At 76.9% G+C, this 24,123-nt stretch carries 19 protein-coding genes; 9 read left to right on the top strand and 10 right to left on the bottom strand.

Going from position 1 to position 24,123, the window contains the following annotated elements:
• Nucleotides 1–66: 66 nt before the first annotated feature.
• A complete protein-coding gene (locus AC2TDM_RS03205; protein ID WP_090033389.1) occupies nucleotides 67–264 on the top strand; it encodes a hypothetical protein in 198 nt (65 codons plus the stop codon).
• A 126-nt stretch (nucleotides 265–390) separates the two neighbouring features.
• Complete coding sequence (locus AC2TDM_RS03200; protein ID WP_090033387.1) at nucleotides 391–1,392, top strand: LacI family DNA-binding transcriptional regulator; 1,002 nt, start codon at nucleotides 391–393, stop codon at nucleotides 1,390–1,392.
• 12 nt (nucleotides 1,393–1,404) lie between these two features.
• Here the strand turns inward: AC2TDM_RS03200 and AC2TDM_RS03195 are convergent, their stop codons facing one another.
• Entirely contained in the window at nucleotides 1,405–3,015 is a 1,611-nt protein-coding gene (locus AC2TDM_RS03195) for an NYN domain-containing protein (RefSeq protein ID WP_484635801.1), read from the bottom strand.
• A 164-nt stretch (nucleotides 3,016–3,179) separates the two neighbouring features.
• Here AC2TDM_RS03195 and AC2TDM_RS03190 point away from each other — a divergent pair, with 164 nt between their 5' ends.
• The gene (locus tag AC2TDM_RS03190) at nucleotides 3,180–4,283 is read left to right on the top strand and encodes a fatty acid desaturase family protein (protein WP_090033383.1); all 1,104 of its coding nucleotides are present in this window, start codon (nucleotides 3,180–3,182) and stop codon (nucleotides 4,281–4,283) included.
• A 202-nt stretch (nucleotides 4,284–4,485) separates the two neighbouring features.
• Here AC2TDM_RS03190 and AC2TDM_RS03185 read toward each other — a convergent pair whose 3' ends face one another.
• Both AC2TDM_RS03185 and AC2TDM_RS03180 read right to left on the bottom strand, forming a co-directional pair.
• Entirely contained in the window at nucleotides 4,486–4,689 is a 204-nt protein-coding gene (locus AC2TDM_RS03185) for a cold-shock protein (protein WP_090033382.1), read from the bottom strand.
• A gap of 164 nt (nucleotides 4,690–4,853) precedes the next feature.
• Complete coding sequence (locus AC2TDM_RS03180) at nucleotides 4,854–6,002, bottom strand: NAD(P)/FAD-dependent oxidoreductase (protein WP_090033380.1); 1,149 nt, start codon at nucleotides 6,000–6,002, stop codon at nucleotides 4,854–4,856.
• An 87-nt stretch (nucleotides 6,003–6,089) separates the two neighbouring features.
• On the opposite strand from AC2TDM_RS03180, the gene AC2TDM_RS03175 reads away from it, so the two are divergent.
• Together AC2TDM_RS03175 and AC2TDM_RS03170 are read left to right on the top strand one after the other, a co-directional pair.
• Nucleotides 6,090–7,316, top strand: a complete 1,227-nt coding sequence (locus AC2TDM_RS03175) for a saccharopine dehydrogenase family protein (protein WP_090033378.1) — start codon at nucleotides 6,090–6,092, stop codon at nucleotides 7,314–7,316.
• Between the two features lie 247 nt (nucleotides 7,317–7,563).
• The gene (locus tag AC2TDM_RS03170) at nucleotides 7,564–8,829 is read left to right on the top strand and encodes an EAL domain-containing protein (protein ID WP_090033377.1); all 1,266 of its coding nucleotides are present in this window, start codon (nucleotides 7,564–7,566) and stop codon (nucleotides 8,827–8,829) included.
• A 7-nt stretch (nucleotides 8,830–8,836) separates the two neighbouring features.
• On the opposite strand, the gene AC2TDM_RS03165 is transcribed toward AC2TDM_RS03170, so the two are convergent.
• Nucleotides 8,837–9,277, bottom strand: coding sequence for a DoxX family protein (locus AC2TDM_RS03165; RefSeq protein ID WP_090033375.1), 441 nt, complete (start codon nucleotides 9,275–9,277; stop codon nucleotides 8,837–8,839).
• A gap of 139 nt (nucleotides 9,278–9,416) precedes the next feature.
• On the opposite strand from AC2TDM_RS03165, the gene AC2TDM_RS03160 reads away from it, so the two are divergent.
• On the top strand, nucleotides 9,417–10,328 hold the full coding sequence (locus AC2TDM_RS03160; protein ID WP_484635800.1) for a 4'-phosphopantetheinyl transferase family protein: 912 nt from the start codon (nucleotides 9,417–9,419) through the stop codon (nucleotides 10,326–10,328).
• 138 nt (nucleotides 10,329–10,466) lie between these two features.
• Complete coding sequence (locus AC2TDM_RS03155; protein ID WP_484635799.1) at nucleotides 10,467–11,897, top strand: ricin-type beta-trefoil lectin domain protein; 1,431 nt, start codon at nucleotides 10,467–10,469, stop codon at nucleotides 11,895–11,897.
• Between the two features lie 103 nt (nucleotides 11,898–12,000).
• Here AC2TDM_RS03155 and AC2TDM_RS03150 read toward each other — a convergent pair whose 3' ends face one another.
• Nucleotides 12,001–13,374 carry a M1 family metallopeptidase gene (locus tag AC2TDM_RS03150; protein ID WP_090033445.1) on the bottom strand — a complete coding sequence of 458 codons (1,374 nt, stop codon included), beginning with the start codon at nucleotides 13,372–13,374 and terminating at the stop codon, nucleotides 12,001–12,003.
• A complete protein-coding gene (locus tag AC2TDM_RS03145; RefSeq protein WP_090033372.1) occupies nucleotides 13,371–17,315 on the bottom strand; it encodes a Pls/PosA family non-ribosomal peptide synthetase in 3,945 nt (1,314 codons plus the stop codon). Before AC2TDM_RS03145 ends, AC2TDM_RS03150 begins: the two co-directional genes overlap by 4 nt.
• Before the next feature lie 285 nt (nucleotides 17,316–17,600).
• On the opposite strand from AC2TDM_RS03145, the gene AC2TDM_RS03140 reads away from it, so the two are divergent.
• Entirely contained in the window at nucleotides 17,601–18,209 is a 609-nt protein-coding gene (locus tag AC2TDM_RS03140) for a DUF998 domain-containing protein (protein ID WP_484635798.1), read from the top strand.
• 2 nt (nucleotides 18,210–18,211) lie between these two features.
• Here the strand turns inward: AC2TDM_RS03140 and AC2TDM_RS03135 are convergent, their stop codons facing one another.
• From AC2TDM_RS03135 to AC2TDM_RS03120, 4 genes are all read right to left on the bottom strand, one after another.
• Nucleotides 18,212–19,501: an AI-2E family transporter gene (locus AC2TDM_RS03135; RefSeq protein WP_484635797.1), complete on the bottom strand. Its 1,290-nt coding sequence runs from the start codon at nucleotides 19,499–19,501 to the stop codon at nucleotides 18,212–18,214.
• A 61-nt stretch (nucleotides 19,502–19,562) separates the two neighbouring features.
• A complete protein-coding gene (gene dinB, locus AC2TDM_RS03130) occupies nucleotides 19,563–20,864 on the bottom strand; it encodes a DNA polymerase IV (protein WP_090033441.1) in 1,302 nt (433 codons plus the stop codon).
• A 159-nt stretch (nucleotides 20,865–21,023) separates the two neighbouring features.
• On the bottom strand, nucleotides 21,024–21,458 hold the full coding sequence (locus AC2TDM_RS03125) for a hypothetical protein (protein WP_139224437.1): 435 nt from the start codon (nucleotides 21,456–21,458) through the stop codon (nucleotides 21,024–21,026).
• Between the two features lie 34 nt (nucleotides 21,459–21,492).
• Nucleotides 21,493–23,139 (bottom strand): ABC-F family ATP-binding cassette domain-containing protein, encoded by a 1,647-nt coding sequence (locus AC2TDM_RS03120; RefSeq protein ID WP_090033367.1) that lies wholly within the window; start codon nucleotides 23,137–23,139, stop codon nucleotides 21,493–21,495.
• Nucleotides 23,140–23,157: 18 nt separating this feature from the next.
• On the opposite strand from AC2TDM_RS03120, the gene AC2TDM_RS03115 reads away from it, so the two are divergent.
• Complete coding sequence (locus AC2TDM_RS03115; RefSeq protein ID WP_090033365.1) at nucleotides 23,158–24,093, top strand: aldo/keto reductase; 936 nt, start codon at nucleotides 23,158–23,160, stop codon at nucleotides 24,091–24,093.
• Nucleotides 24,094–24,123: the final 30 nt, after the last annotated feature.

Raw genomic sequence — 24,123 nt, 5'->3', positions numbered from 1 at the left:
TGCCGGGCCACGCTGACGGCGGCGCGGACCCGCACGGGCCGCGCCGCCGACCGAGGGGAGCAGGACATGACCGAGAGCACCGGGTACGACGACGCCCTCGGCTCGGCGTCGGAGGCCGACCTGCTGGAGCAGGACGCCGACGTCGTCGCGACCGAGACGCGCGACGCGCCGTCCGCGCCGACCGACGGGGCGGCCGAGGCCGACCTCCTCGAGCAGTCCCAGCCCGTGCCCGACGCGGGCGAGGACGACGCGCCGACGCCCTGACGTCGTCTCGGCGGAACGCGGGGACGGCGCACCGCCACGCACCTGCGGTGCCGCTCCACCGGCGCGGTGGGTAAACGTTGTCGAAACCGATTCATCGGCGTGCCCCGCACGAGTACCATCCGCCCCATGGCACCCCGGGTCACGATCACTGACGTCGCGCGGACCGCCGGCGTGTCCGTGGCCACGGTCTCCAAGGTCATCAACGGCCGCTACGGCGTCGCGCAGGCCACGTCCGTCAAGGTCAACGAGGTCATCGAGGAGCTCGGGTACGAGTCGAGCCTCGTCGCCCGGAGCCTGCGGTCCCACACGACGCACGTGCTGGGCATCCTCGTCGCGGAGTTCGAGCCCTTCAGCGCCGAGATCCTCAAGGGCGCCGCGGCCGGCCTGGCGGACACCCCGTACGAGCTGCTGGCGTACACCGGCGGCCACCAGAGCGGCGGCGCCGGCTGGGAGCGGCGCTACCTGTCGCGGCTGAGCGGCACGCTCATCGACGGCGCCGTGCTCGTGACGCCGACGGTCGTCGACCCGGACGGCGGCGTCCCGGTGGTGGCCATCGACCCGCACGCCGGCCCGTCGGGGCTGCCGACGGTCGACTCCGACAACCTGCGGGGCGCCGTCCTGGCCACGGAGCACCTGCTCGGCCTGGGGCACCGGCGCATCGGCTTCGTCGCGGGACGCGCCGACCTCGAGTCCTCACGGCTGCGCGAGGAGGGCTACCGGGAGGCGCTGACCGCCGCCGGGATCGCCGTGGACCCCGCGCTCGTCCGGCCCGGGGACTACCGCAAGGAGTCGAGCCGCGGCCCGCTGCGGGACCTGCTCTCGTCGCCCGACCGGCCCACGGCGGTCTTCGCCGCCAACGACCTCTCGGCGATCGCCGCGCTCGAGGTCGCCCGCGAGCTCGGCCTCGACGTCCCCGGCGACCTTTCGGTCATCGGCTTCGACGACGTCCCCGAGGCCGCCCGCACGACCCCGCCGCTGAGCACCGTGCGGCAGCCCATCCAGGAGATGGGGGCCGCCGCGATCCGGCTGCTCGTCGCCCTGCTGGACGGCCTGCCGGTCGCCGAGACGCACGTCCGCCTCCCGACGAGTCTCGTCGAGCGCGGGACCACGGCACCGCCGCGCGCCTGACGGCGCCGCCGCTCAGCGGCGCGCGAGCCCGCCGCCGACCCAGCCGCGGATGGCGGCGACGTCCTGCGGCGAGAGGTCCATGCGCGCCCCGCGGCACAGCCCGACGACGTTGTCCGCCCAGGTGTCGGCGACGTCGGCCGCCGAGGGCCGGGCCGCCAGGTCGAGGCCGGAGTACAGCACGCCGGCGATGACGGTGTTGACTGAGCCGCGGCCGATGGCCTCCCCCGCCGCCTGGCAGGCGTCGCGGACGCGCCGCGCGGTCTCCGTGCGCTCGAACCGGTGGGCGGCGACGTCGTCGGCCAGGGCGGTGAGCAGGACCCGGTACCGCTCCGTCGGCAGGTTGGGGATGTCCGTCACCTCGACCACCTGCCGCTGCAGCGGCGGGAGGTCGACCGGCGCGGCGCCGGGCAGGTCCGCCTCGCTGAAGCGCTCGGGGTCCCACACGAAGCCCTGGGCGCCGGACAGCTGGGGCAGCTCCCGCGCCAGCCAGGGGAAGAAGCCGCCCGCGCCGGCCCAGCCCGGGACGAGGGTCGGCTCCGCCGCCTGCGCCCGCTGCGCGAGCGGACCGCCGTTGAGCGGGCGGTCCGCCGCCCGTACGGCCCGCGCGACGGCCCGGGCGCCGGCGGACCGGGCACCGCCCGTCGGCCGCTCGAGCCGCCCGGACCGGTAGGCCGCCCCGTCGGGCGCGGGCTCGGCGGCGGGCACGCCGCCGGACGTCCGGGCATCGGAGCCACGCACGTCGGACGCCCGTTCGTCGGAGGTGCGCTCGTCGGGGGTCCGCTCGTCGGACCCACGCGCCTCCGGGGTGCGCTCGTCGGACGCCCGCCCGCCCCGACCGGCCGTGCCGGCACCCGCCGCGGTCGTCGGGTCCTCGGGCCCGGGCTCGTCGCCCCGACGCTCCGCGGGCCCGACAGCGCCGGCCGATGCGCCGGCGGCGGGGCTGCTCGGACCCCCGGTCGGCGCCCCCGCCGCGGCGGACCGCCCTGACCCGCCGCGCCCGGACCCGCGCTGGCCCCGGCCCGCGCTGCCCGTGACGGGCACCGCGGGGACGAGCGGCGGGGCGGCGGCCAGGAGGTCGTCGTCCGTGCGCAGCAGGAGCCCGAGCAGCTCGTCGGCGGTGATGACCGTGTCCGCGACCGCGCGGTACGCGCTGGCGGCCGGGCCTGCGGTCACGATGGTGACGCGGCGGTCGGAGGCGCGGCACCGCAGAGCCAGGGGCGTGAAGTCGGCGTCGGAGGACAGGATGACGAACTCGTCGTACCGCGTGCCGGCGGCGAGCGCGTCCACGGCGTCGAGGACGAGGTTGATGTCGGCGCTGCTCTTGCCCTGCTGGGTCAGCGACGGGCAGTCGACCACGCTGAACCCGGCCCGTGTGAAGTTCGGGCGGAACTGCGAGAACGCCGACGGGTTGAGGTAGCAGGAGCGGACGAGGAACCGCCGCTCGAAGTCGCCGTCGGCGTCGCTGCCCGCGGTCAGGGCCTCGAGCCAGTGGCCGGGTGACCCCGCGAAGGACTCGGCCGCCGCGGGGTCCAGCCGCTGCAGGCCGATGTACACGTTGTCGAAGTCGACGAACAGGGCGCACCGCAGGCGGCGCACGGGCTCGGCACTCACGTCGAGGGTCACGGCGGCCATCCTCCCCCGCGGGCGGGGCCCGGCGCACAGGCGGCGGTGACCTCCGTCTCCCACCAGGCGCGCCCACAGGCGGCGGACGTACCCTGGGGACATCCGTACGTCGAGCGACCGCTCACCCCCCCGGCTGGGAAGTCGACCGACCGACGGAGGCGCCGATGACGGCCCTGTCCACCCCCGTGCCCGCAGGCGGGCCCGCCACCACCCGCTCCGGCCGCGCGCAGGCCGCCGCCACGGGCTCGTACGCCGCCCTCTCGCAGGCCGTCCGCGACGCCGGGCTGCTGACCAGGACGCGCGGCTTCTACGTGCGCCTGCTAGTGCTCCTGGGCGCGGCCCTCGTCGGGCTCGTCGTCGGGTCGGTGCTCCTCGGGCACTCGTGGTTCCAGCTCCTCGTCGCCGCGGGGCTGGGCGTCGTGCTGACGCAGGTCGCGTTCGTCGCGCACGAGGCGTCGCACCGCCAGGTGCTCACGTCGGGCCGGGCGAACGACCGCCTGGGCCGCGCGCTGGCCAACGGCGTCGTCGGGATCAGCCACACCTGGTGGATGTCGAAGCACAGCCGTCACCACGCCAACCCGAACCAGGTCGGCAAGGACCCGGACATCTCCCCGGACACCGTCGTCTTCCGCGCCGAGGACGCCGCGCAGGTCCGCGGGCCGCTGCGGCACCTGACGAAGGTGCAGGGCTGGGCCTTCTTCCCGCTGCTGCTGCTCGAGGGCCTCAACCTGCACGTCGTCTCGATCCGCTCGCTGTGGGCCGCCGAGCGCAGCCGCAGCCGGACGTTCGAGCTGGCGCTGCTCGCGGGTCGGCTGGCGCTCTACCTCGCGCTCGTCCTGTGGCTGCTGCCCGTCGGCATGGCGTTCGCGTTCCTCGGCGTGCAGCTCGCGGTGTTCGGCGTGTACATGGGCGCGTCCTTCGCGCCGAACCACAAGGGCATGCCGATCGTCCCCGAGGGCAGCCGGCTGGACTTCCTGTCCAAGCAGGTGCTCACGTCCCGCAACATCCGCGGCGGCGCCGGCATCCGGTCGCTCATGGGTGGGCTGAACTACCAGGTCGAGCACCACCTCTTCCCGAGCATGCCCCGCCCGCACCTCAAGCGCGCCGCCGAGATCGTCAAGGCGCACTGCGCCGAGCACGGCGTGCCGTACACCGAGACGGGCCTCGTCGAGTCCTACCGCATCGTCGTGCGGTACCTGAACCGCGTCGGCCTGGCCGCGCGCAACCCCTTCGAGTGCCCGATGGTGCAGTCCTACCGCCCCGTCTGAGCCCTCCCCGCTCTGCCCGCAGCCCCCCGGTCGCCCCGACCGGGGGGCTGCGGTGTCCCCGGACCCGGGGCGACCCGCGCCGTTACCCAGCGGCTCCGGGAACGGCAGAACCCCCGACGACCGAGGGTCGTCGGGGGTTCCGGATGCCTGGTCGGCGCCCGAGGGGCGCCGTCAGAGGTGCATCAGCCGGTGATTGCGAGGATCAGGCCGGCGTGATGTTCGCGGCCTGCGGGCCCTTGGGGCCCTGCGTCACGTCGAACTGCACCTTCTGGCCCTCGTCGAGCGAACGGTAGCCGTCCGCCGCGATGGCCGAGTAGTGCGCGAAGACGTCGGGGCCGCCGCCGTCCGGGCTGATGAAGCCGAAGCCCTTCTCGGCGTTGAACCACTTCACGGTACCTGTGGCCATGATGGCCTCCTTCTGGGTGAGGACGATCCCGACGACCGAGACCGGTGATCACGGTGGGTCGTCGTCCGCCACCCCAGCTGAGGGCGTGAAGCGCGAGGCTCGGCCATGTCCGGCGAGTCCGCAGCGGTCATGACGTGCGATTCACAGCGACTACGGGTGTCACCCTAGCAGGCGAACGCCCGGCCCAGGGCGTCCCCGGAGATCCAGGCGCCCTGCACCGACGGGCGGGCGGCCCAGCCGTCCCCGCACAGCCCCACCCCGTCGGCGTGCAGGAAGGGCGCATCGGTGGGCTCCGCGGGACGCGCGAAGGTCCAGCGGTGGGCGTGCGTCCAGGCGGGGTCCGGCAGCCCGAGCATCGCGGTCAGCGCACGCACGACCGGACCGACCGCTCCCTGCGGGTCGTCGAGGTGGGCGGCCGCGAGCTCCGCGGTGGTGTGGGCGACGAGCACGGGCGCGCCGTCGCCGCGGCGGTCGCCGTCGTCGGCGACGAAGGACAGCACGTCGCTGTCGTGCACGAACGCCCCGTGCAGGTCCGCGGGCCATGCGCGCCGGTCGAAACCCAGCGCCACGGCGACCACGGGCTCCCACGCGGGCCGGGCGTCCAGCGCCTCGGCGGCGGACGAGCCGGCGGGGAGCAGACGCCGCGCCTGCGCGTCGGGCATCGCGAGCACCACGGCGCGGTACGGCTCGCCGTCGGCCGCCGCGCCGGTCGCGCCACCCCTCGCTGCGCCGGCCGCGCCACCCGCCACTCCACCTGCCGTGCCACCCGCCGTGCCACCCGCCGTGCCACCCGCCGTGCCACCCGCCGTGCCACCCGCTGTGCCACCCGGCTCGACCGTGCGGACCGTCCGGCCGGCCTCGACCGCGACGCCGGTGGCCAGGTCCGCGACGAGCGACCGCAGCCCACCCGCGGCGCCGTACCGGACGGGGCCGCTCGTCGTGCTGCGCAGACCCTCCGGGCCCGCCACGGCGAACGTGTCCGTCCACGGGTGCGCCATCCCGCGACCCACCCAGTCCTGCACCACGGCGTCGAAGGCGGACCCCGGCTCCGCCGTCAGGTACGACGCGCCCAGGTCCACGGGCCGGCCCTCGAGCCGCCGCCCGCCCATGCGTCCCCCGGGTGCCCGCCCGCGGTCCACGACGCGTACCGGCACCCCGGCCGCGGCCAGCGCGCGGGCCGCGGCGAGCCCGGAGATGCCCGCCCCGACCACGAGCACGGTGTCCTCCGACGACGCCCCTCCGCCGGACGGGCCCCCGGTGGACGGGCGTACGTCGGCGGGTGCTGCCGGCGGGGTGGTCCCGGTGTCGCTCATGCGCCGCATCCTGCCGCCTACGCCGGGATGCGGCGCGACCGGCGGAGGGGCGGCGGCGCGGGCGGCCCGCCGCTACGGTCGGGCGGCATGGGCGACGACGCGCGCGACCACGACCTCGTCCTGCTGGGCGCCTCCGGGTTCGTCGGGCGGCTCGTCGCCGCGCACGTCGCCCGGCACGCGCCACCCGGGCTCCGGGTCGCGCTCGCCGGGCGGTCGGCGGAGCGCCTGGCACAGGTCCGCGGGACCCTGCCGCCGCCCGCGCAGGACTGGCCGGCGCTCGTCGTCGACGTCGGCGACGACGCGGCGCTCGCGCGGCTGGCGCGCGCGACGCGCGTGCTGGTGACGACCGTGGGCCCCTACGCCCGTCACGGGCTGCCCGTCGTCGCCGCGTGCGCCGCCGCGGGCACGCACTACGCCGACCTCACGGGCGAGGCGCCCTTCGTCCGGGCCGCGGCCGACGCCACCGACGCGGTCGCCCGCACGACCGGTGCGCGGCTCGTCCACGCGTGCGGCTGGGACTCGGTCCCCTCGGACCTGTCGGTGCTGCTGCTGCACGAGGCCGCCCGCGCCGACGGTGCGAGCGGCCTCACCGACGTGACCGTGCTCGTCGCCGCGAAGGGCGGGTTCTCCGGCGGGACCGTGGCGTCGATGCGGGGCGTGCTCGACGCCTCCCGCGCGAACCCGGCCGCCGCCCGGCTCACCCGCGACCCCTACGCGCTGTCCCCCGACCGGGCCGCGGAGCCGCCCGTCGCCCAGCCGCCGGACCACGCCCGCCCCGGGCTGCGGCGGGGGCGGTGGACGGCGCCGTTCCTCATGGCGTCCTTCAACACGCGGGTCGTCCGCCGGTCGAACGCGCTGACGGGCTGGGCGTACGGCCGCGGCCTGCGCTACGCGGAGCGGATGGACACCGGTCGCGGGTTCGCCGGAGCCGCGGGGGCGGTGGGCGTGACGCTCGGCCTCGGGGCGCTCGTGGGCGCGCTGTCGCTGCCCCCGATCCGGCCGCTCGTCGACCGCCTCCTCCCCGCTCCCGGCGACGGTCCCGACGAGGCCACGCGCACCGCGGGCTGGTTCCGGCACCACCTGCTGGCGACGACGCAGGACGGCAGCACGTACGCCGGCCGCGTCGCCGGGCACGGCGACCCGGGGTACGCGGCGACCGCCGTCATGCTCGGGCAGACGGCCCTGGCGCTGGCGCTCGACGAGGCGCGCCTGCCGGACCGGGCGGGGTCCCTGACGCCGGCGACCGCGCTCGGGACGGTGCTCGTCGGCCGCCTGCGCGAGCACGGCCACCGGTACGACACCCGCCGCCTCTGACGCCTTCTTCCTGATCCGCCCCGGGCGGCACCGGCCGGTCCCGAGCGCCGCGGCGCCGGCCGGTGCCGAGCGCCGCGGCACCGGCGGTCCCGAGCGCCGCGGCGCCGGGCCCGCACCGGTGCTCGTCGCCCGCCGTCGGTCTGGGCCGGTGGGGTGACCGCGACCGCCGGCGCTCAGCCGCACCCGCCGCGTGACGATGCGGCGGGGGTGCCCTGCGCCGCGGGGACGACCGCGAGGGGAGCACGCCATGGGCCGTCGGCAGCGCAGCGCCGCGGAGGAGCAGGTGGCCGGGCTCCTGCGGACCGCGAAGGACGCCCTCGGGCTGAGCATCGCGTTCCTCAGCCGCATGGACGGCACGACGCAGCACCTGCAGGTGGTCGACTCGACCGTCCCCTTCATCTTCCAGGAGGGGCACCAGGCGGTGCAGGCGACGTCGCTGTGCCAGGCCATCCGCGACGGCAGGCTCCCCCCGGTCATGCCGGACCTGCGGCAGCACCCGCTGGCCATGACGCTGCCCGCCACGCGCTTCCCCCGGCTGCGCAGCTACGTGTCCGTGCCGGTCACGTTGAGCGACGGGACCTTCTACGGCACGTTCTGCGCGGCCGGCCTCACCACCGACAAGGGGCTCGGCGAGCGCGACCGCGCCCTGCTGGAGGTGCTGGCGTCGGCGGCGGCCGTCGTCGTCGAGCCGGAGGTGGTGGCGGCTGCGGAGCGGGCGGACGTCGTCGGGCGGATCCAGCCCGTCATGGCCGCGGGCGGGCCGACCGTCGTGCTGCAGCCGATCGTGGCACTGGCCGACGGTGTGCGCGTCGGCGCCGAGGCGCTCTCGCGCTTCCCGGCGGAGTGGGGGCGGACACCGGACCTCGTCTTCGCCGAGGCGCACGCCCACGGGCTCGGCGACGAGCTCGAGCTGCTCGCGCTCGAGCGCGCGGTGGCGCACCTCGACGGGGTGCAGGGCTACGTCGCCATGAACGTCTCGCCGCAGACGCTGCTCACCCCGGGCTGCGCCGCCCTGCTGGCGCGCCTGCCCGCGCGACGGGTGCTGCTCGAGCTCAGCGAGCACGACCCGGTCGAGGACTACGACGCGCTGCACGCCGCGCTGGCCGGACCGCGGGCTGCGGGGCTGCGCCTGGCCATCGACGACGTCGGGGCCGGGTTCTCCTCGTTGCGGCACATCGTGCTGTGCCGCCCGGACGTCATCAAGCTCGACCGCAGCATCGTGGCCGGGGTCGCGACCGACGACGTGCTGTCGACGCTGGTCACGGCGCTCGTGCAGTTCGCGCACGGGAGCGGGACGACGGTGGTGGCGGAGGGCGTCGAGACCTTCGACGACGTCGTGGCCCTCCGGGCGCTCGGCGTGGACCTCGGCCAGGGGTGGTACTTCGGCCGCCCTGGCCCCGCGGCCGACCTCGAGCGTGCCCCCGCGGTCGTGGCCCCGGCGGTCGTGGCGCCGGTGCTGCCCCGGCCTGCGAGCCCCGGCGACGAGGTCGTGCTGCCCGCCAGGGTCCGCTGACGCGACGTCAGCCGACGAGGGCGCGGTCCCGTCCCCGCCGACGGCCGAGCAGCGCGGCGTCGAGGGACCAGCGTCCGCCACCGACGGCGGCCAGCAGCAGGCTCGCGGCGGCGAGCACCAGGACCAGCTCGAACCCGCCGTCGTCGACGAACAGGCCGTTGCCGGCGTGGACGAACACGTACGCCCCGAGCATCTGGAGCGCGAGCAGCAGGCCGGCCACCGGCACCGCCAGCCCGACCACGAGGAGGGCGCCCCCGACCAGCTCGACCACCGCGGACACCCACGCCGCCACCTCCGCGGCCGGCACGCCGACCGACGAGAAGAAGCCGGCCGTCCCGTCGATGCCGTTGGTCACGAGCTTCTGGAGTCCGTGCGCGACGAACACGACGCCGACCGCCACGCGGGCGAGGAGCAGGACGAGGTCACGGACGGGAACGGGAAGGTGCACGGGGTCCTCCGGTTCGTCGTGGGGCCCGCAGGACGGGCCACGGCGGGATGCGGGCTGCCGAAGTTGTCGCGACAACCTCCACACACGTCACCCGTCCGTGTCGACCTCGTCGCCGGTCGTCGTGCGCGACGATCCTCCGGTGACGCGTGCGGTGGCGCCCCGACCGGGGCAGGACCCGGGGCCCGGCGCGACGGCGGCCGGGCGCGGGACGGTGGCGACGGCGTCGAGCCGGGTGGTCCACGTGTGGGTGGCGCCGCCGGCCGCAGGAGCAGCGCTCGTCGAGCTGTTGGACGACGACGAGCGTGCCCGTCGCGCCGCCCTGCCGGTGCGGGCCGCGAACGCCTTCACCACCGGAAGGGCCCTCCTGCGGCTCGCCGTCGCCGAGCGGGCAGGCGTCCCGCCGGAGTCCGTCGTGCTGGCCGCGCGGTGCCCGACGTGCGGCGGCGCGCACGGCCGCGTCCGGGTCGTGCACCCGCGCGGCGTGGAGGTGTCCGTGACGCGGTCCGGCCCGCTCGTCGCGGTCGCGGTGCTGCAGGCGGACGGGCGCGGGCACCGGCCGCGGCGCGTCGACGACATCGGCGTCGACGTCGTCGCCACCGGCCCGGAGGGCACCGGCCCGGGCAGCACGGCGCCGTTCGCGGACGTCGCGCTGGGACCTCGGGACCGGCGTCGCCTGGTCCGGGTACCGGCCGCGACGCGCCACGCGCTCCTCACGACGGCCTGGGCGCGCAAGGAGGCGGTGCTGAAGGCCACCGGTGCCGGCCTCCGCACCGACCCGCGCGGCATCGCCGTCCTCGGGCGTGGCGGCCGTCCCCGCCGCGTCCGGCACCAACGGCGGGTCGTGGACGTCGTGGACCTCGCGCTGCCGGCGCCCCGGGAGAGCGGCACGTCGCCCGTGCCCAGCCGGCTCGGCGCAGGTGTCGTGGCCGCCGTCGCCGTCGCACGCCCGTGGTGGCGCCCCCGCCGGCGGCCGACGGTGGTCGTGCGCGACGGCGCGACCCTCCTCGCCGTCGCGGCGGACCCGACGGACCAACGGGCGCTCGGCGCTTAAGAACAACCCTTAGCCGAACGTCTTGCGGCGCCTCGGCGCGGCATGCCACGGTGGCGGCGACCACCGGCCCGCGACACCCGACGTCTCCGGCCGCGGACCGACGGCGGCGCAGTGCAGCGCCCCAGGACCGGAGCCCTCATGAGATCCACCACCCGCACGGCCGCCCTCGCGGCGGCCGCCCTCCTCGTGCTCGGTCTCGGCCAGGCACCGGCCACCGCGTCGCCCGCGGTCGGCCCCGCCGGCACCGCCGAGTTCCGCGGCGTGAACTGGGCCGACCCCCGCGACAACTACGCGGACGACGAGGTCGTCCCGTCCGGCCTCAGCACCGCCGACGACTACCGCACGACGTACGCCAAGGCCTCGTCGACCGTCCTCGAGTTCCGCCACGAGGTCGGTGCGAACACCGTCCGGCTCCCCATCAACCCCTCGAGCGTCGGCACCGCGTGGTGGGACTCCTACCGCGCCGCGATCGACGCCGCGACGCGGCACGGGTTCAAGGTCGTCCTCAGCTACTGGGAGGCCGACGACGCCAAGGACGGGCGCGTCGACGACCCGGCCGCGTTCGACGCCATGTGGGACACCGTCGTGCCCGCGTACGGCAAGAACCCGAAGGTCTACTTCGAGATCATGAACGAGCCCTTCGGGTACTCGCTGGACTCGTGGGTGGACCTCACGTCGACGTGGCTCGACGACCACGCCGACGTCCCCCGCCAGCGCGTCATCGTCTCCGGCACGGGCTACAACGACGACGTGACCGGTGTGGGCGCCGCCCCCGAGCTGGACGGCACCTTGCTGTCGCTGCACTTCTACGGCTTCTGGGCGGACCACACGACCGAGGAGGAGTGGAAGGCCAACCTCCTCCCCCGGCTCGGGGACGTCGGCTGGCGCACCCTCGTGACCGAGGCCGGCTCGCCCATGACGACCGGCCTGAACTACGCCAACCACAGCGGCAACGTCTCGACGGCGTACCTGGGCGCGCTGACGGAGGTCGCCCGCGACCAGGGCATGGGCCTCGTCTACTGGCCCGGTCTGCGCACGGGCGACTCCTACACGCTCACCGAGGTCGCCCCCGACGGCGGCCTGCAGGTGACCAACACGTTTGGCCTCGAGCAGATCCGGTGGGGCTGGGGCCTGCGCAAGGACGAGGTGCTGAACGACCTGCCGCCGGCGCCCCCCGGCGGTCCGGTCGTCAGCGTGCACCACAGCACGGGCGGCAGCGAGATCTGCCTCGACGTCCCCGGCGCCTCCACCGCGGTCGGCACGACCCTCGGCCTGTGGAACTGCAACGGCGGCGGCAACCAGTCCTTCGACGTGAACGCCGCCGGCGAGCTGCGGGTCTACGGCGACATGTGCGCAGCCCCCGCGTCGCCGACCGCGGGTGCCGGCGTCGTGCTGCAGGACTGCACCGGCGGCGCCGACCAGCGCTGGGTCGCCGGGGCCGACGGCACCCTCGCCGTCGGCACGGACCCGAGCCTGTGCCTCGCGACGTCCGCGTCGTCGTGGAGCCTGGCGCTGGCCGCCTGCGCGCCCGGCGACACCACGCAGCAGTGGCGGTGGGCCCCGGCCTGACGGCACCGGGCCGGCAGGCCCTGACGGGACGGACGGGCGGTCACCCTCGCGGGTGGCCGCCCGTCCGGCTGCGACAGCCCCGTCATCCCTGACCGCGCCGCCCTCAGGCCACGCGGTCCGACGACCCCGGCAGCTCCGGCAGCGGCTCCTCGTCGAGCCACCGGCGCAGCAGGTCCGCCACCCGCGCGGCCAGGTCCTCGCCGCCCTGCCCGTGTGCGAACCGCGCCACGTGCGCGCGGAAGTCCGCGTCCGTCACGGTCGGCCCGCCGACGTGCTCGGCGACCCACGCCCGCACCGTCTCCCGCCAGCACCGCTCCCCCAGCACGAGCCGCAGCGCGTGCACCGTGAGCGCGCCGCGCTTGTAGACGCGGTCGTCGAACACCCGCTCCGGCCCGGGGTCCGACAGCACGAGGTCCTGCGGCCGCGCCGCCAGCCGCGCCCGCCAGCGTCCCGCGAGCGTGCCCACGTCCGGCCCGCCCGACGCCTCCGACCACAGCCACTCCGCGTAGCAGGCGAACCCCTCGTTCAGCCACAGGTGCTGCCACGTGCTGATCCCCACGCCGTTGCCCACCCACTGGTGCGCCAGCTCGTGCGCGACGAGCCGCTCGTCGTCGCTCGTGCCGCCGAGGTGGTTGGTGCCGAACACGGACATGCCCTGCGCCTCGACGGGGATCTCCAGGACGTCGTCCGCCACCACGAGCGTGTACCCGTCGAAGGGGTACGGGCCGAAGACGTCGGCGAGCGCGTCGAGCATGTCCCCGTGCCGCGCCAGCGCCCGCCGCGCCGCCGGCAGGTGCGCGGGCGGCACGAGCGCGCGCTGCGGGACCGGCGCGTCCGCCAGCGCCAGCTCCGCGTACCGCCCCACCTGCACGGTGGCCAGGTACGTCGCGGTGGGCGCGGTCTCCTCGAAGACCCACGTCGTCGCGCCGGCCCGCGCGCGCCGGCCCGTGAGCCGGCCCGGTGCGGCCACGCGGTACGGGTCGTCGACGGTCAGGCGCGTGCGGAACGTCGCGCGGTCCCCCGGGCGGTCGTTGCACGGGAACCAGGAGGCGGCGCCGTGCGGCTGGCTGGCGACGAGGGCGCCGTCCGTCAGCTCCTCCCACCCCACCGGCCCGAACGGGCTCGGCACCGGGCCCGGCGTGCCCGCGTAGCGGACGGTGACGACGAGGGGCGCGCCGGCCGGCACCTCGTCGGCCAGCCGCAGCGTCAGCGCCCGCCCCCGGTGCCGGTGCCGGGCGAGGCGGGCTCCCTCCACCGCGACCTCCTGCACGACGAGGCCCGCCAGCTCCAGGTGCACCTCGCGGGTGGCGACGAGCGGGCGCAGGTGCAGCACGGCCGTGCCGCCGAGCCGGTTGCGCGCGACCTTGTACGTGAGGTCGAGGTCGTAGTGCTCGACGTGCAGGTCGGGGTCGCCCGTCGGGTCGTAGGGGTCGGTGGGCCGCGCACCGGGCGCGGCGCCGCGGGCGGGTGGCGTCACGACCCGGCAGCCTGCCACGGGGCGACGGGGTTGCCGACCCAGCGCGTCCCGGCGGGCACGTGCTCGCCGCGCAGGACGAGCGACGCCGGTCCGACCGTGGCGGCCTCGCCCACGCGCGCCGCCGGCAGGACGACCCCGTGCGGGCCGAGCGTGGCGCCGGCGTCGAGGCGGACCGGACCCAGGCTCATGACGCGGTCGTGGAACAGGTGCGTCTGCACGACGCAGCCCGGGCCGACGGTCGCGCCGTCGCCGAGGGTGACGAGGTCCGCCTCGGGCAGCCAGTACGTCTGGCACCACACGCCCCGGCCGATGCGGGCGCCCATGGCCCGCAGCCACACGACGAGCGCGAACGTGCCCGTCACCGCCTCGGCGAAGAACCGGGCCGCCAGCACCTCCGTGAAGGTGTCCGCCAGCTCCCCCCGCCACACCGCGGCGCTCCACAGCGGGTGGTCCCGCGCGTCGAACCGCCCGACGAGGAGCCGCTTCGCCACGGCCGTGACGGCGGCGGCCACCACGCCCGCCGCGAGCAGCACGGCCCCGGACAGCAGCGCCGCGACGCCCCACCCCGCGGCGACGACGAGGGCACCGAGCCCGAGCAGCACGCCCACGGCCAGCACGCCGGCCGACAGGGCGGGCACGAGCCGGGCCGCCTCCACCGCGGCCCGCGCGCGGCGCAGCCGGGCCGGCGGGTCGTAGGTGCGCGCGTCGTCCTCGAGCACCGCGGCCCGCGGGAGCAGCACCGGCGGGCTGCCGAGGTAGCTCGACCCGGCCCGGGTGCGGCGCGGGGCGGCCGACAGCACCGCGACCAGCCCGTTCTTCGGCACCGTCCGCCCCGGTGCCGTCATGCCGGAGTTGCCGAGGAAGGCGCGCCGGCCGACCTTCGCGGGCGCGAGCCGCACCCAGCCCCCGCCGAGCTCGTAGGGCGCCACCATGGTGTCGTCGGCGAGGAAGGCGCCGTCGCGCACGCGCATCATCGACGGCAGGCCCACCACCGTGGAGATCTCGGTGCCGCGGCCCACGCTCGCGCCGAGCAACCGCAGCCACGCCGGCGTCAGGACCGAGGAGTAGAGCGGGAACAGGTGCGTGCGAGCCGCGTCCGTGAGCCGCTGCACGGCCCAGGCCCGCAGGCCGACCGCCGACCGCACGGGGTGCGCGCCCTCGGCCAGGCCGCGGCCCAGGGTCCGCACGGTGACGGCGACGAGCAGCGCGTCGACGACGAGCGCGACCGCGGTGCCGGCGACCGCGCCGAGGAGCGCCGGGCCGACGGCCTCCGCCGCCGTGGCCGCGCCGCGCACGGCCGCGAGCACCACGGCCAGGCCCGCCGCGCCCGCCAGCACCGGCACCCCGGCGACGAGCGTCCCCGTCACGGCGTAGGCGGCCGTCCAACGCAGGCGGGCCAGCCCGTCGGGGCGCTCGTCGGGCCAGGGGTGGCGGGCCTCGCGCACGCGCCGCGCGGGCGAGCCCATCCAGTAGGCGTCGTCGCCGGTGCGGCCGTGCACCGCCGAGCCCGCCGCGACGTCGGTGCCCGCGCCCACGTGCGCGCCGGGCAGCAGCACGGTCCGCGCCCCGACGGTCGCGCCCGGCCCGACGACGACGCGCCCGACGTGCAGGACGTCCCCGTCCACCCAGTGCCCGGACAGGTCCACCTCCGGCTCGACGGCGCACCCGCGCCCGAGCGTGAGCAGCCCCGTGACGGGCGGCAGGGAGTGCAGGTCCACGTCCGGCCCGACCCGCGCGCCCAGCGCCCGCGCGTACAGCCCGACGAACGCCGCGCTCGAGGGCGTGACCGCGCCGAAGCCCTCGACGAGACGCTCGGCGGCCCACAGCCGCAGGTGCACCGACCCCCCGCGCGGGTAGGTCCCCGGCCCGACGCCGACGAGCAGCGCCCGCGCGCCGAGCGCCGACACCCCGAGCCGCCCGAGCGGGCTCACGGTCAGCAGCCACCCGAGCGCCACCCACCACCACGCCACGTCGGGTGCCCACGCCACGTCCAGCGGCCCGCCGAGCACCAGGCACACCGCCGCGAGCGCCGTCAGCCACCGCAGCCCGACGAGCGTGCGCAGCGGCAGCAGCGCCAGGAGCTGCAGCCCCTGCGCGGCGGCGGGCACGGGCGTGACGCGGCGCAGGCGGGCACCGGCGGCGTCGGCTCCCTCCCCGCCGCCGGCCGCTGCGGGCCAGCGCCGGTCGAGGTGGTCGGCCAGCTCCCCGACCGTCGGGTGGTCGTAGACCTCGGCGACGGTCACCATCGGGTAGCGGGCGCGCAGCGCGGAGACGAGCTGCGCGGCGGTCAGGGAGCTGCCGCCGACCGCGAAGAAGTCGTCGTCGGCGCTGGCCGGGCGCACCCCGATGACACCCTCCCAGCCGTCCGCGACGAAGGCCGCCGTGCCGACCAGGTCGGCCGCGCCGTCAGCGCCGCCCGTGGCCGTCCCGGGCAGGGGCCAGGGCAGGGCGTCGCGGTCGACCTTGCCGGAGGTGCGCGTGGGCAGGTCGTCGACCACGGCGAGCAGCGGCACCATCGACCCCGGCAGCACCGCGCGCAGCAGCGGCAGCAGCGCCGTGGTGTCCAGCCGCACCCCGGGCGCGGCGACGAGGTAGCCGACCAGCACCGCGGCACCGGCCGACGAGCGGCGCACCGCCGCGGCACCGCCGGCCACGCCCGGCAGCGCCTGCAGGGCGGTGTCGACCTCGGCCAGCTCGATGCGGTGGCCGTTGACCTTGACCTGGTCGTCGGCGCGCCCGACGAAGAGCAGGCCGATCCCGTCGTCGCGCACGAGGTCGCCCGTGCGGTAGGCCCGGCCCGTGCCGAGCACGGGGTGCGGCGCGAAGCGGACGGCGTCGAGCGCCGGGTCGAGGTACCGCGCGACGCCGACGCCGCCGATGACGAGCTCCCCGGTCGTGCCCGGCGCCACCTCCGCGCCGTCGGGGCCGACGACCGCGAGGTCCCACCCGTCCAGCGGCCGCCCGATGCGCACGGGCTCGTCGGGCTCGAGCAGCGCCGCGCACGCGACGACCGTGGCCTCCGTGGGGCCGTAGGTGTTCCAGACCTCGCGCCCGGGGGCGGTCAGCCGGGCCGCCAGCTCCGGCGGCACGGCCTCCCCGCCGAAGATCAGCAGCCGCACACCGGTCAGTGCCTCGGCCGGCCAGAGCCCCGCCAGCGTCGGCACGGTGGAGACGGCGGTGATCTCGCGCTCGGCCAGCCACGGCCCCAGCTCGAGCCCCGCCCGCACGAGCGCCCGGGGCGCCGGCACCAGCGTCGCGCCGTGCCGCCACGCCAGCCACATCTCCTCGCAGGAGGCGTCGAAGGCCACGGACAGCCCGGCCAGGACGCGGTCGCCTGGCCCCAGCGGGGCGTCCTGGAGGAACAGCCGCGCCTCGGCGTCGACGAACGCGGCGGCGCTGCGGTGGGTGACGGCCACGCCCTTCGGCCGCCCCGTCGAGCCGGAGGTGAAGATGATCCAGGCGTCGTCGTCGAGCGCGGGGCGACCGGCTGCCGGGGCCGCGGCGGTGGCGTCCCCGGTCGGCACCGGCGTCCCGTCCGCGCGGGTCAGCGCCCCGGCGTCCCCGACGACGAGCACGACGCCGGCCTCGTCGAAGACGAGCCGCGCGCGCTCCTCGGGGTCGTCGGCGTCGACGGGGACGTAGGCGGCGCCGGCCGCGAGGACCGCGAGCACGGCGACGTACAGCCCGACGGTGCCGGACGGCGCGCGCACGCCGACCCGGTCCCCGGGGCGCACCCCGGCGGCGGCCAGGCGGGCCGCCTGGGCGCGGACCGCGCGCAGCAGCGCGGCGTAGGTGAGCGTCTCGTCGCCGTCGTCGACCGCGACGACGTCCGGGTGGCGCTCGGCCGTGGCGACGAGGACGTCGACGAGGGTGCGCGGCGGCGGCGCGTCGTCGGCCCTGCGCAGGGGGTCGGTCGTCGTCGTGGTGCCCTGGCCGGCCATGGTGGTCGTGCTCCCTCTGGCGGGGCGGCGGGCCGCCCGGTGGTGCCGGACCCGTCCCGCAGGTCCTCGGGCGGTGCGCCGCCCGGGAGAGTGTGGCACCGGGGGGCGACGTCCTCCGCACCCGTCACCCGCTGTTCACCTCGACGTCACCGTGACGCATGGTGGGCCTCCGGCGCGCCGGTGCGGGCGTCGGCGCGGCCCCGGCTCGGCCGGTCCGCGAGTCGCTGCCGTTCGACCCGCTGCGGCGCGACGGGACGGGCGGCGACGCGCCGGTACGGTCGCGCGGTGAGCGCCTCGCCCGACGACACCCCTGCCCTGCCGCGCTGGGCACCCGTGCCGGCCGTGCTCGCGCCCGTCGCGATGGTCGGCGGGTGGCTCGCGGCGGCGGCCCTCCAACCCTCGTTCGACCCCGTGCGCGAGACGATCAGCGCGCTGGCCGCCACGACCGCCACGGCACCCTGGGTCATGACGACCGGTCTCGTGGTGACGGGCGTCGCGCACGTCGCCACCGCGCTGGCGCTGCGCCCCCTGCCGCGGGCCGCCCGGGCCCTGCACGCACTGGGCGGCGTGGCGACCGCCGTGGTGGGGGCCCTGCCCGTGGACGCCGCGCCCCGGCCCCACGGCCTCGCGGCCGGCGTCGCCTTCGTCGCGCTGGCGGTGTGGCCGGCGGCGGCGGTCCGGCCTGGCGGCCGCGGTCCGCTGGCGCCGCGGGTGGGAGCGGTCGCCACCGTGGTGCTCGTCGGGCTGTTGGTGTGGTTCGTCGTCGAGCTGCAGGCGCTCGTCCCCGGCGCCGGCGACCTCGTCGGGCTGTCCGAACGCGCGGTGGCCGGCGCGCAGGCGCTGTGGCCGCTCGTGGCGGTCGTGCTCCTGCGCGCCGGCCGGCGCGGCCCCTGACGTCAGGGCTTCGAGGCCTTGACCTGCCCCTCCGCGACCTGCCCCTCCACGGGCGGCCGCTCCTTGCGCGCCACGGGATGGGCCGGCTCGTGCGGGCCGTTCCACACCTGCAGCGCGCCCCAGACGGAGGCCGCGATCGGCACCGCCAGCACCGCCCCGGTGATCCCGACGAGCACCGTGCCCACGGTCAGCGCGATGAGGATGACCAGCGGGTGCAGCGCCAGCGAGCGCGCCATGACCACGGGCTGGAGGAAGTTGCCCTCGATCTGGTTCACCCCGACGACGATCGCGATGACGATGAGCGCGTCCGTCGGGCCGTTGGTGACCAGTGCGACGAGCGCGGCGAGCACGCCCGCCAGGGTCGCGCCGACGAGCGGGATGAACGCGAGCAGGAACACCAGCACGGCCAGCGGGATCGCCAGCGGCACCCCGAGGATGAGCAGGCCGACACCGATGCCGACCGCGTCGACCGCCGCGACGATCGCCGTTCCGCGGATGTACCCGCCCAGCGTGTGCACGGTCCGCGTGCCCACGCGGCGGGCCCGCAGGTACGGCTCGCCCTCGAAGGGCCGCAGCAAGAACGACCAGATGCGCGGCCCGTCCTTGAGGAAGAAGAACAGCACGACGAGCATGAAGACCAGGCCGGTGACGAAGTTCGCGGTGGCCGAGACCCCCGCGATCGCGCCCGTGCCGAACGCGCTCGAGGTGAGGAACGCCGTCGCGGAGTCGCGCAGGTCCTCGATCTGCTGGCTGCTGATGTCGAACGGCAGCCCGGACAGGGAGTCGACGAGCTGCTGCGCACCCTCGACCGCCGAGTCCGACAGCTCGTCCCACTGGCGCAGCACGGCCACGACGACCGCGCCCATGATCCCCGTCAGCAGCGCCGCGAGCAGCAGCAGCGCCAGCCAGGTGGCCACGATGTCGGGCATCACCTTCTCGAAGCGCGCGACGAGCGGGTGGATCGCCGCCGCGAGCACCAGGGCCAGCAGCACGGGGATGACGACGAGCGTCAACCGGCTGATCGCGAAGGCGACGACGACGACGAGCGCCAGGACGGCGAGGAGCTGCAGCGACCGGACCCCGGCCCGTCCGAGGGTGTCCTGCCACGGCGACGGACGCCCGATCGCGGTCGAGCCGCGGCCGCCGGTCCCCGACGAGGGCGCGGTCGCGGCCCCCGTCGGTGCCGCGAGCGACCGGTCCGTGACCGTGCGGCCTCCGGTCTCACCGGTCCCGCCGTCGGGTCGAGGGGTGGTGGGCTGTGCACCTGTGGCGCGACGACGCAGGGGGTTCACGGGGACGCCTCGGGCGTTGGGGACGGGGATCGCCTTCGACAGTAAGGCGGCGCGGTCACGGTCACATCTCGGGACGGTGTCGCGGGGTCCCGCGCGGCGGGGTCGCGTCCGGCGGGGCCACGCGTGGCGGGCTCGCGCGTGGCGGGCTCGCGCGTGGCGGCCCCTCGTCGGGCAGGGGGGCCTCGAAGCCCTCCCCCCGCCGCAGCAGGCTGCCGCGCAGGACCGTCCCGGACCCGAACCGCTCGGCCACGGCGTCCAGGGCCGCGTCGACGCCCGTCCGGTCCGGCCCGTCGAGCGCCAGCGCCGGCTGCAGGTACGCGTCGGAGCCGAGGCCGGTCAGCGCGACCCCGACGAGCGTGATCCCGCGCTCGCGGACCAGCGGCCCGGCCTCGTCGAGCAGGCGCAGCGCGGCCGCCGCCACGTCGGCCGTCGACGCCGTGGCCTGCGGCAGCGATCGGGAGCGCGTCGCCTTCGTGTAGTCGCCGAACCGCAGCCGCAGCACGACGGTGCGCGCCGTCGACCGCGCCGCCCGCAGCCGCCGGCAGACGCGGTCCACGAGGCCCTGCAGCGCCGCCCGGACGAAGGCGTCCTCGTGCGGGCCGCGGCCGATCGCCCGCTGGGCGCCGATCGACCCGCGCGCCCGGTCCGTGACGACCCGGACCGGCGTGCGGCCGTGCACGACGGCATGGAGGTGCGCACCCGCTGCGGGCCCGAGCAGCCCGACGAGCACGCCCACCGGCAGGGCGGCCACCTCCCCCGCGGTGCGCAGCCCGTGGGCGTGCAGCTTCGCCGCCGTCACCTCGCCCACCCCCCACAGCACCTCGACCGGGAGCGGGTGCAGGAACGCGTCCTCCCCGTCGGGGTCGACCAGCAGCAGCCCGTCGGGCTTGGCCACCCGGCTGGCGACCTTCGCCAGGAACGGCGTGCGGGCCACCCCGACCGTGATGGGCAGCCCCACCTCCTGCGCCACCCGCCGGCGCACGCGCGCGGCGATGTCCACGGGCGGCACGTCGATCCGGTGCAGACCCGCGACGTCCAGGAACGCCTCGTCGATGGACACGGCCTGCACCTGCGGCGTCGTGTCCCGGAACACCGCGAAGACCGCCCGGCTCGCCTCGACGTAGGCGTCGAAGCGCGGCCGGACGAAGACGAGGTCCGGGCACATGGCGAGCGCCTGCCGCCCACCCATCGCCGTCCGCACGCCGCGTCGCTTCGCCTCGTAGGACGCGGCGAGCACGACGCCGCCACCGGCCGCGCCGCCGACGGCCACGGGCAGCCCGCGCAGGTGCCGGTCGTCCCGCTGCTCGACGGAGGCGTAGAAGGCGTCGAGGTCGGCGTGCAGGATCGCCGCGCGCCGGCGCACCTCCCCGGTGTCGCCCGCGGTGTCGCCGGTCGCGGGCGGCGCTGCTCCGCCTGCCGGCCGGTCGCCTCTCGTCGTCCTCACGAACACATGTTCTACCCGGCCACCGACATCGCACCAGCCCCGCCGCGGCGCTGCTGCCGCCGGTCGGCCGCGGTGGCCCTACGGCCCGTCGGTGAGCGGGATGCCGAGCACGCGCCGGGGCGGCGGGGCGAGGCGGTCCTCGTCGGGCGCGGGCCGCGGGAAGCCCGCCGGCGGGACCGGCCCCGCCCACACCCGCCACGGACCGGAGGGGCCGTCCCGGTGCACCGCCCCGGCGACCGTCAGCAGGGCGCGGCCCGCCCCCGCCACCCGCACGGCCAGCTCCCGCTCGCGCGCCGGCGGGACGAAGCCCACGACGGCGTTGCGCCACACGACGACGACCCGCCCGTCCAGCCCGGCCTCGAGCACGAGCTCGGCGGGGACGGCCGCGCCGGACGCCCGTTCCGCCGGCCGCAGCGCGCCGACCAGCGCCGTCTGCAGCGCGACCGCTTCGGTGACGGCGAAGCCCTCGACGAGGTCGGCCCGGACGCGGTCGCGGCGGCGGAAGAAGGCCATGGACGACAGCGTCGCACGCCCCGGCGTCACCCCTTCACCCCGCGGCGACCTCCTCGACCACCCCGTCCTCCACGTGCAGCCGCCGCGTCAGCCGCACCGTCTCGAGCATCCGCCGGTCGTGCGTGACGAGCAGCAGCGTGCCGTCGAAGGCCTCCAGGGCGGCCTCGAGCTGCTCGATCGCGGGCAGGTCCAGGTGGTTCGTGGGCTCGTCGAGCACGAGGAGGTTCACGCCCCGGGCCTGCAGCAGCGCCAGCGCCGCCCGTGTGCGCTCCCCCGGCGACAGCGACGACGCGGGCCGCGGCACGTGGTGGCGCCCGAGCCCGAACTTCGCCAGCAGCGTGCGCACGTCCGCGCCCGTCCAGTCCGGCACCTGGCGGGCGAAGGCGTCGGCGAGCGGCTCGTCGCCCTCGAACAGCGCGCGCGCCTGGTCCACCTCCCCGACGAGCACCGCCGGGCCGAGGCCGGCGTCCCCGCTCGTCGGACGCACGCGGCCCAGCAGCAGGCCGAGCAGGGTGGACTTGCCGGCACCGTTGGGACCGGTCACCGCGACGCGGTCCTGCCAGTCGAGCTGCAGGTCCACCGGCCCGAGCCGGAAGCCGCCGCGCTCGACGACCGCCGCCCGCGCGGTGGCCACGACGGCACCGGCCCGCGGCGCCGCGGCGATCGACATCTGCAGCTGCCACTCCTTGCGCGGCTCCTCCACCACCTCCAGGCGCTCCAGCGCGCGGTCGCTCTGCCGGGCCTTCGCCGCCTGCTTCTCCGAGGTCTGCCCGCGGAACGCCTTCACGTGCTTGTCGTTGTCGGTGGCCTTGCGGCGGGCGTTGCGCACGCCCTTCTCCATCCACGCGCGCTGCATGCGGGCGCGGGCAGCCAGGGCGTCGCGTCGGCCGGCGTACTCCTCGTACGCCTCGCGGGCGCGGCGTCGGGCCGTCGAGCGCTCCTCGAGGTAGGCGTCGTAGCTGCCGCCGTAGACGAGGACGCGCTGGAGGCTGCGGTCGATCTCGACGACGCTCGTCACGGTCCGGCTGAGGAACTCGCGGTCGTGGCTGACGACGACGACGGGCGCCTCGGACCTGGCGACGAAGTCCTCGAGCAGGTCCAGCCCGGCGGCGTCGAGGTCGTTCGTCGGCTCGTCGAGCAGGTAGAGGTCGTAGCGGGACAGCAGGAGCGCGGCCAGGCCCACGCGCGCCGCCTGCCCGCCGGACAGGGACGTCATCGCCGCGTCGAGGTCGACGCCCAGCCCGATCTCCTCCGCGACCTGCCCCAGCCGCGTGTCGAGGTCCGCGCCGCCGAGGGCCAGCCAGTCCTCGAGGGCGGTGGCGTAGCGGTCGTCGGCGCCGGCCTCGCCGGCGCCCAGCGCGTCGGCCGCCGCGTCCATCGCCGCCTGCGCGGCGGCCACGCCGGTGCGCCGCTCGAGGTGGGCGCGCACGGTCTCGTCGGGCAGCCGTTCCACCTCCTGCGCGAGGTACCCCAGCCGCGCGTCGGGCGGGGAGACGCTCACGGTCCCCGCGTCCGGCGCGCGACGGCCGGCCAGGACCTGCAGCAGCGTGCTCTTGCCGGCCCCGTTCGGCCCGACGAGACCCACCACGTCCCCGGGCGCGACGACGAGCTCGACCCCCGTGAACAGCTCCCGGTCCCCGAAGCCCGCCCCCACACCCTTCGCCTGCACGGTCGCCGTCATGGGTCCATCCTCGTCGGTGTGAAGACCCTCACCCTGCCCGGTACCGACATCAGCGCCCCGAACGTCGTCCTCGGGCTCATGCGCATCCAGGACAAGACCGACGACGAGGTGCGCGCCCTCGTGCACGCCGCCCGCGACGCGGGCATCGACTTCGTGGACCACGCCGACATCTACGGCAGCACGCTGCACGGCTGCGAGGAGCGGTTCGCGGAGGCCATGGCGCTGACGCCGTCGGAGCGCGACGCGCTGACCATCCAGACCAAGTGCGGCATCGTGAAGGACGAGGGCTACTTCGACTTCTCCTACGAGCACATCACGTCCTCGGTCGAGGGGTCGCTGCGCGCCCTGCGGACCGACCGGATCGACATCCTGCTGCTGCACCGGCCCGACGCCCTCGTCGAGCCGGAGGAGGTGGCGCGCGCGTTCGACGAGCTGCACGCCGCCGGGAAGGTGCGCGCGTTCGGCGTCTCCAACCACACGCCGCGGCAGATCGACCTGCTGAAGAAGCACGTGACGCAGCCGATCGTCGCCAACCAGCTCCAGCTGTCCATCACGCACGCGCCGCTCGTCGCGCAGGGCGTGGCCGCGAACATGCTGGCCGAGGACCAGTCCGTGGTCCGCGACGGCGGCGGGATCGTCGACTACTGCCGCCTGCACGACATCACGGTGCAGGCGTGGTCCCCGTTCCAGGCCGGGTTCTTCACCGGCGTGCTGCTCGGCAACCCCGACTACGCCGAGCTCAACGCGGTCATCGACCGGCTGGCGGCGCGGTACGACGTGCCGCCCATCGCCGTCGCGACGGCCTGGATCACCCGGCACCCCGCGCAGATGCAGGTGGTGCTCGGGACGACGACGCCGCAGCGCGTGACGGACGCGGCGCTGGGGTCGGACCTGCCGCTGACGCGGGCGGAGTGGTACGAGCTGTTCCGGACGGCGGGGCACATCGTCCCGTGACGCCGGGCCTGCCGCTGGTCCGGTCCTGAC

Source organism: Cellulomonas sp. plas2 (assembly GCF_057221735.1).
This window is presented reverse-complemented; position numbering and strand designations above follow the sequence as displayed.

Coding starts and splice junctions, on each gene's coding strand:
- AC2TDM_RS03145 (WP_090033372.1), bottom strand. CDS start 17,315: ATGGCCGGCCAGGGCACCACGACGACGACCGACCCCCTGCGCAGGGCC.
- AC2TDM_RS03190 (WP_090033383.1), top strand. CDS start 3,180: ATGACGGCCCTGTCCACCCCCGTGCCCGCAGGCGGGCCCGCCACCACC.
- AC2TDM_RS03170 (WP_090033377.1), top strand. CDS start 7,564: ATGGGCCGTCGGCAGCGCAGCGCCGCGGAGGAGCAGGTGGCCGGGCTC.
- AC2TDM_RS03120 (WP_090033367.1), bottom strand. CDS start 23,139: ATGACGGCGACCGTGCAGGCGAAGGGTGTGGGGGCGGGCTTCGGGGAC.
- AC2TDM_RS03205 (WP_090033389.1), top strand. CDS start 67: ATGACCGAGAGCACCGGGTACGACGACGCCCTCGGCTCGGCGTCGGAG.
- AC2TDM_RS03175 (WP_090033378.1), top strand. CDS start 6,090: ATGGGCGACGACGCGCGCGACCACGACCTCGTCCTGCTGGGCGCCTCC.
- AC2TDM_RS03180 (WP_090033380.1), bottom strand. CDS start 6,002: ATGAGCGACACCGGGACCACCCCGCCGGCAGCACCCGCCGACGTACGC.
- AC2TDM_RS03125 (WP_139224437.1), bottom strand. CDS start 21,458: ATGGCCTTCTTCCGCCGCCGCGACCGCGTCCGGGCCGACCTCGTCGAG.
- AC2TDM_RS03155 (WP_484635799.1), top strand. CDS start 10,467: ATGAGATCCACCACCCGCACGGCCGCCCTCGCGGCGGCCGCCCTCCTC.
- AC2TDM_RS03200 (WP_090033387.1), top strand. CDS start 391: ATGGCACCCCGGGTCACGATCACTGACGTCGCGCGGACCGCCGGCGTG.
- AC2TDM_RS03185 (WP_090033382.1), bottom strand. CDS start 4,689: ATGGCCACAGGTACCGTGAAGTGGTTCAACGCCGAGAAGGGCTTCGGC.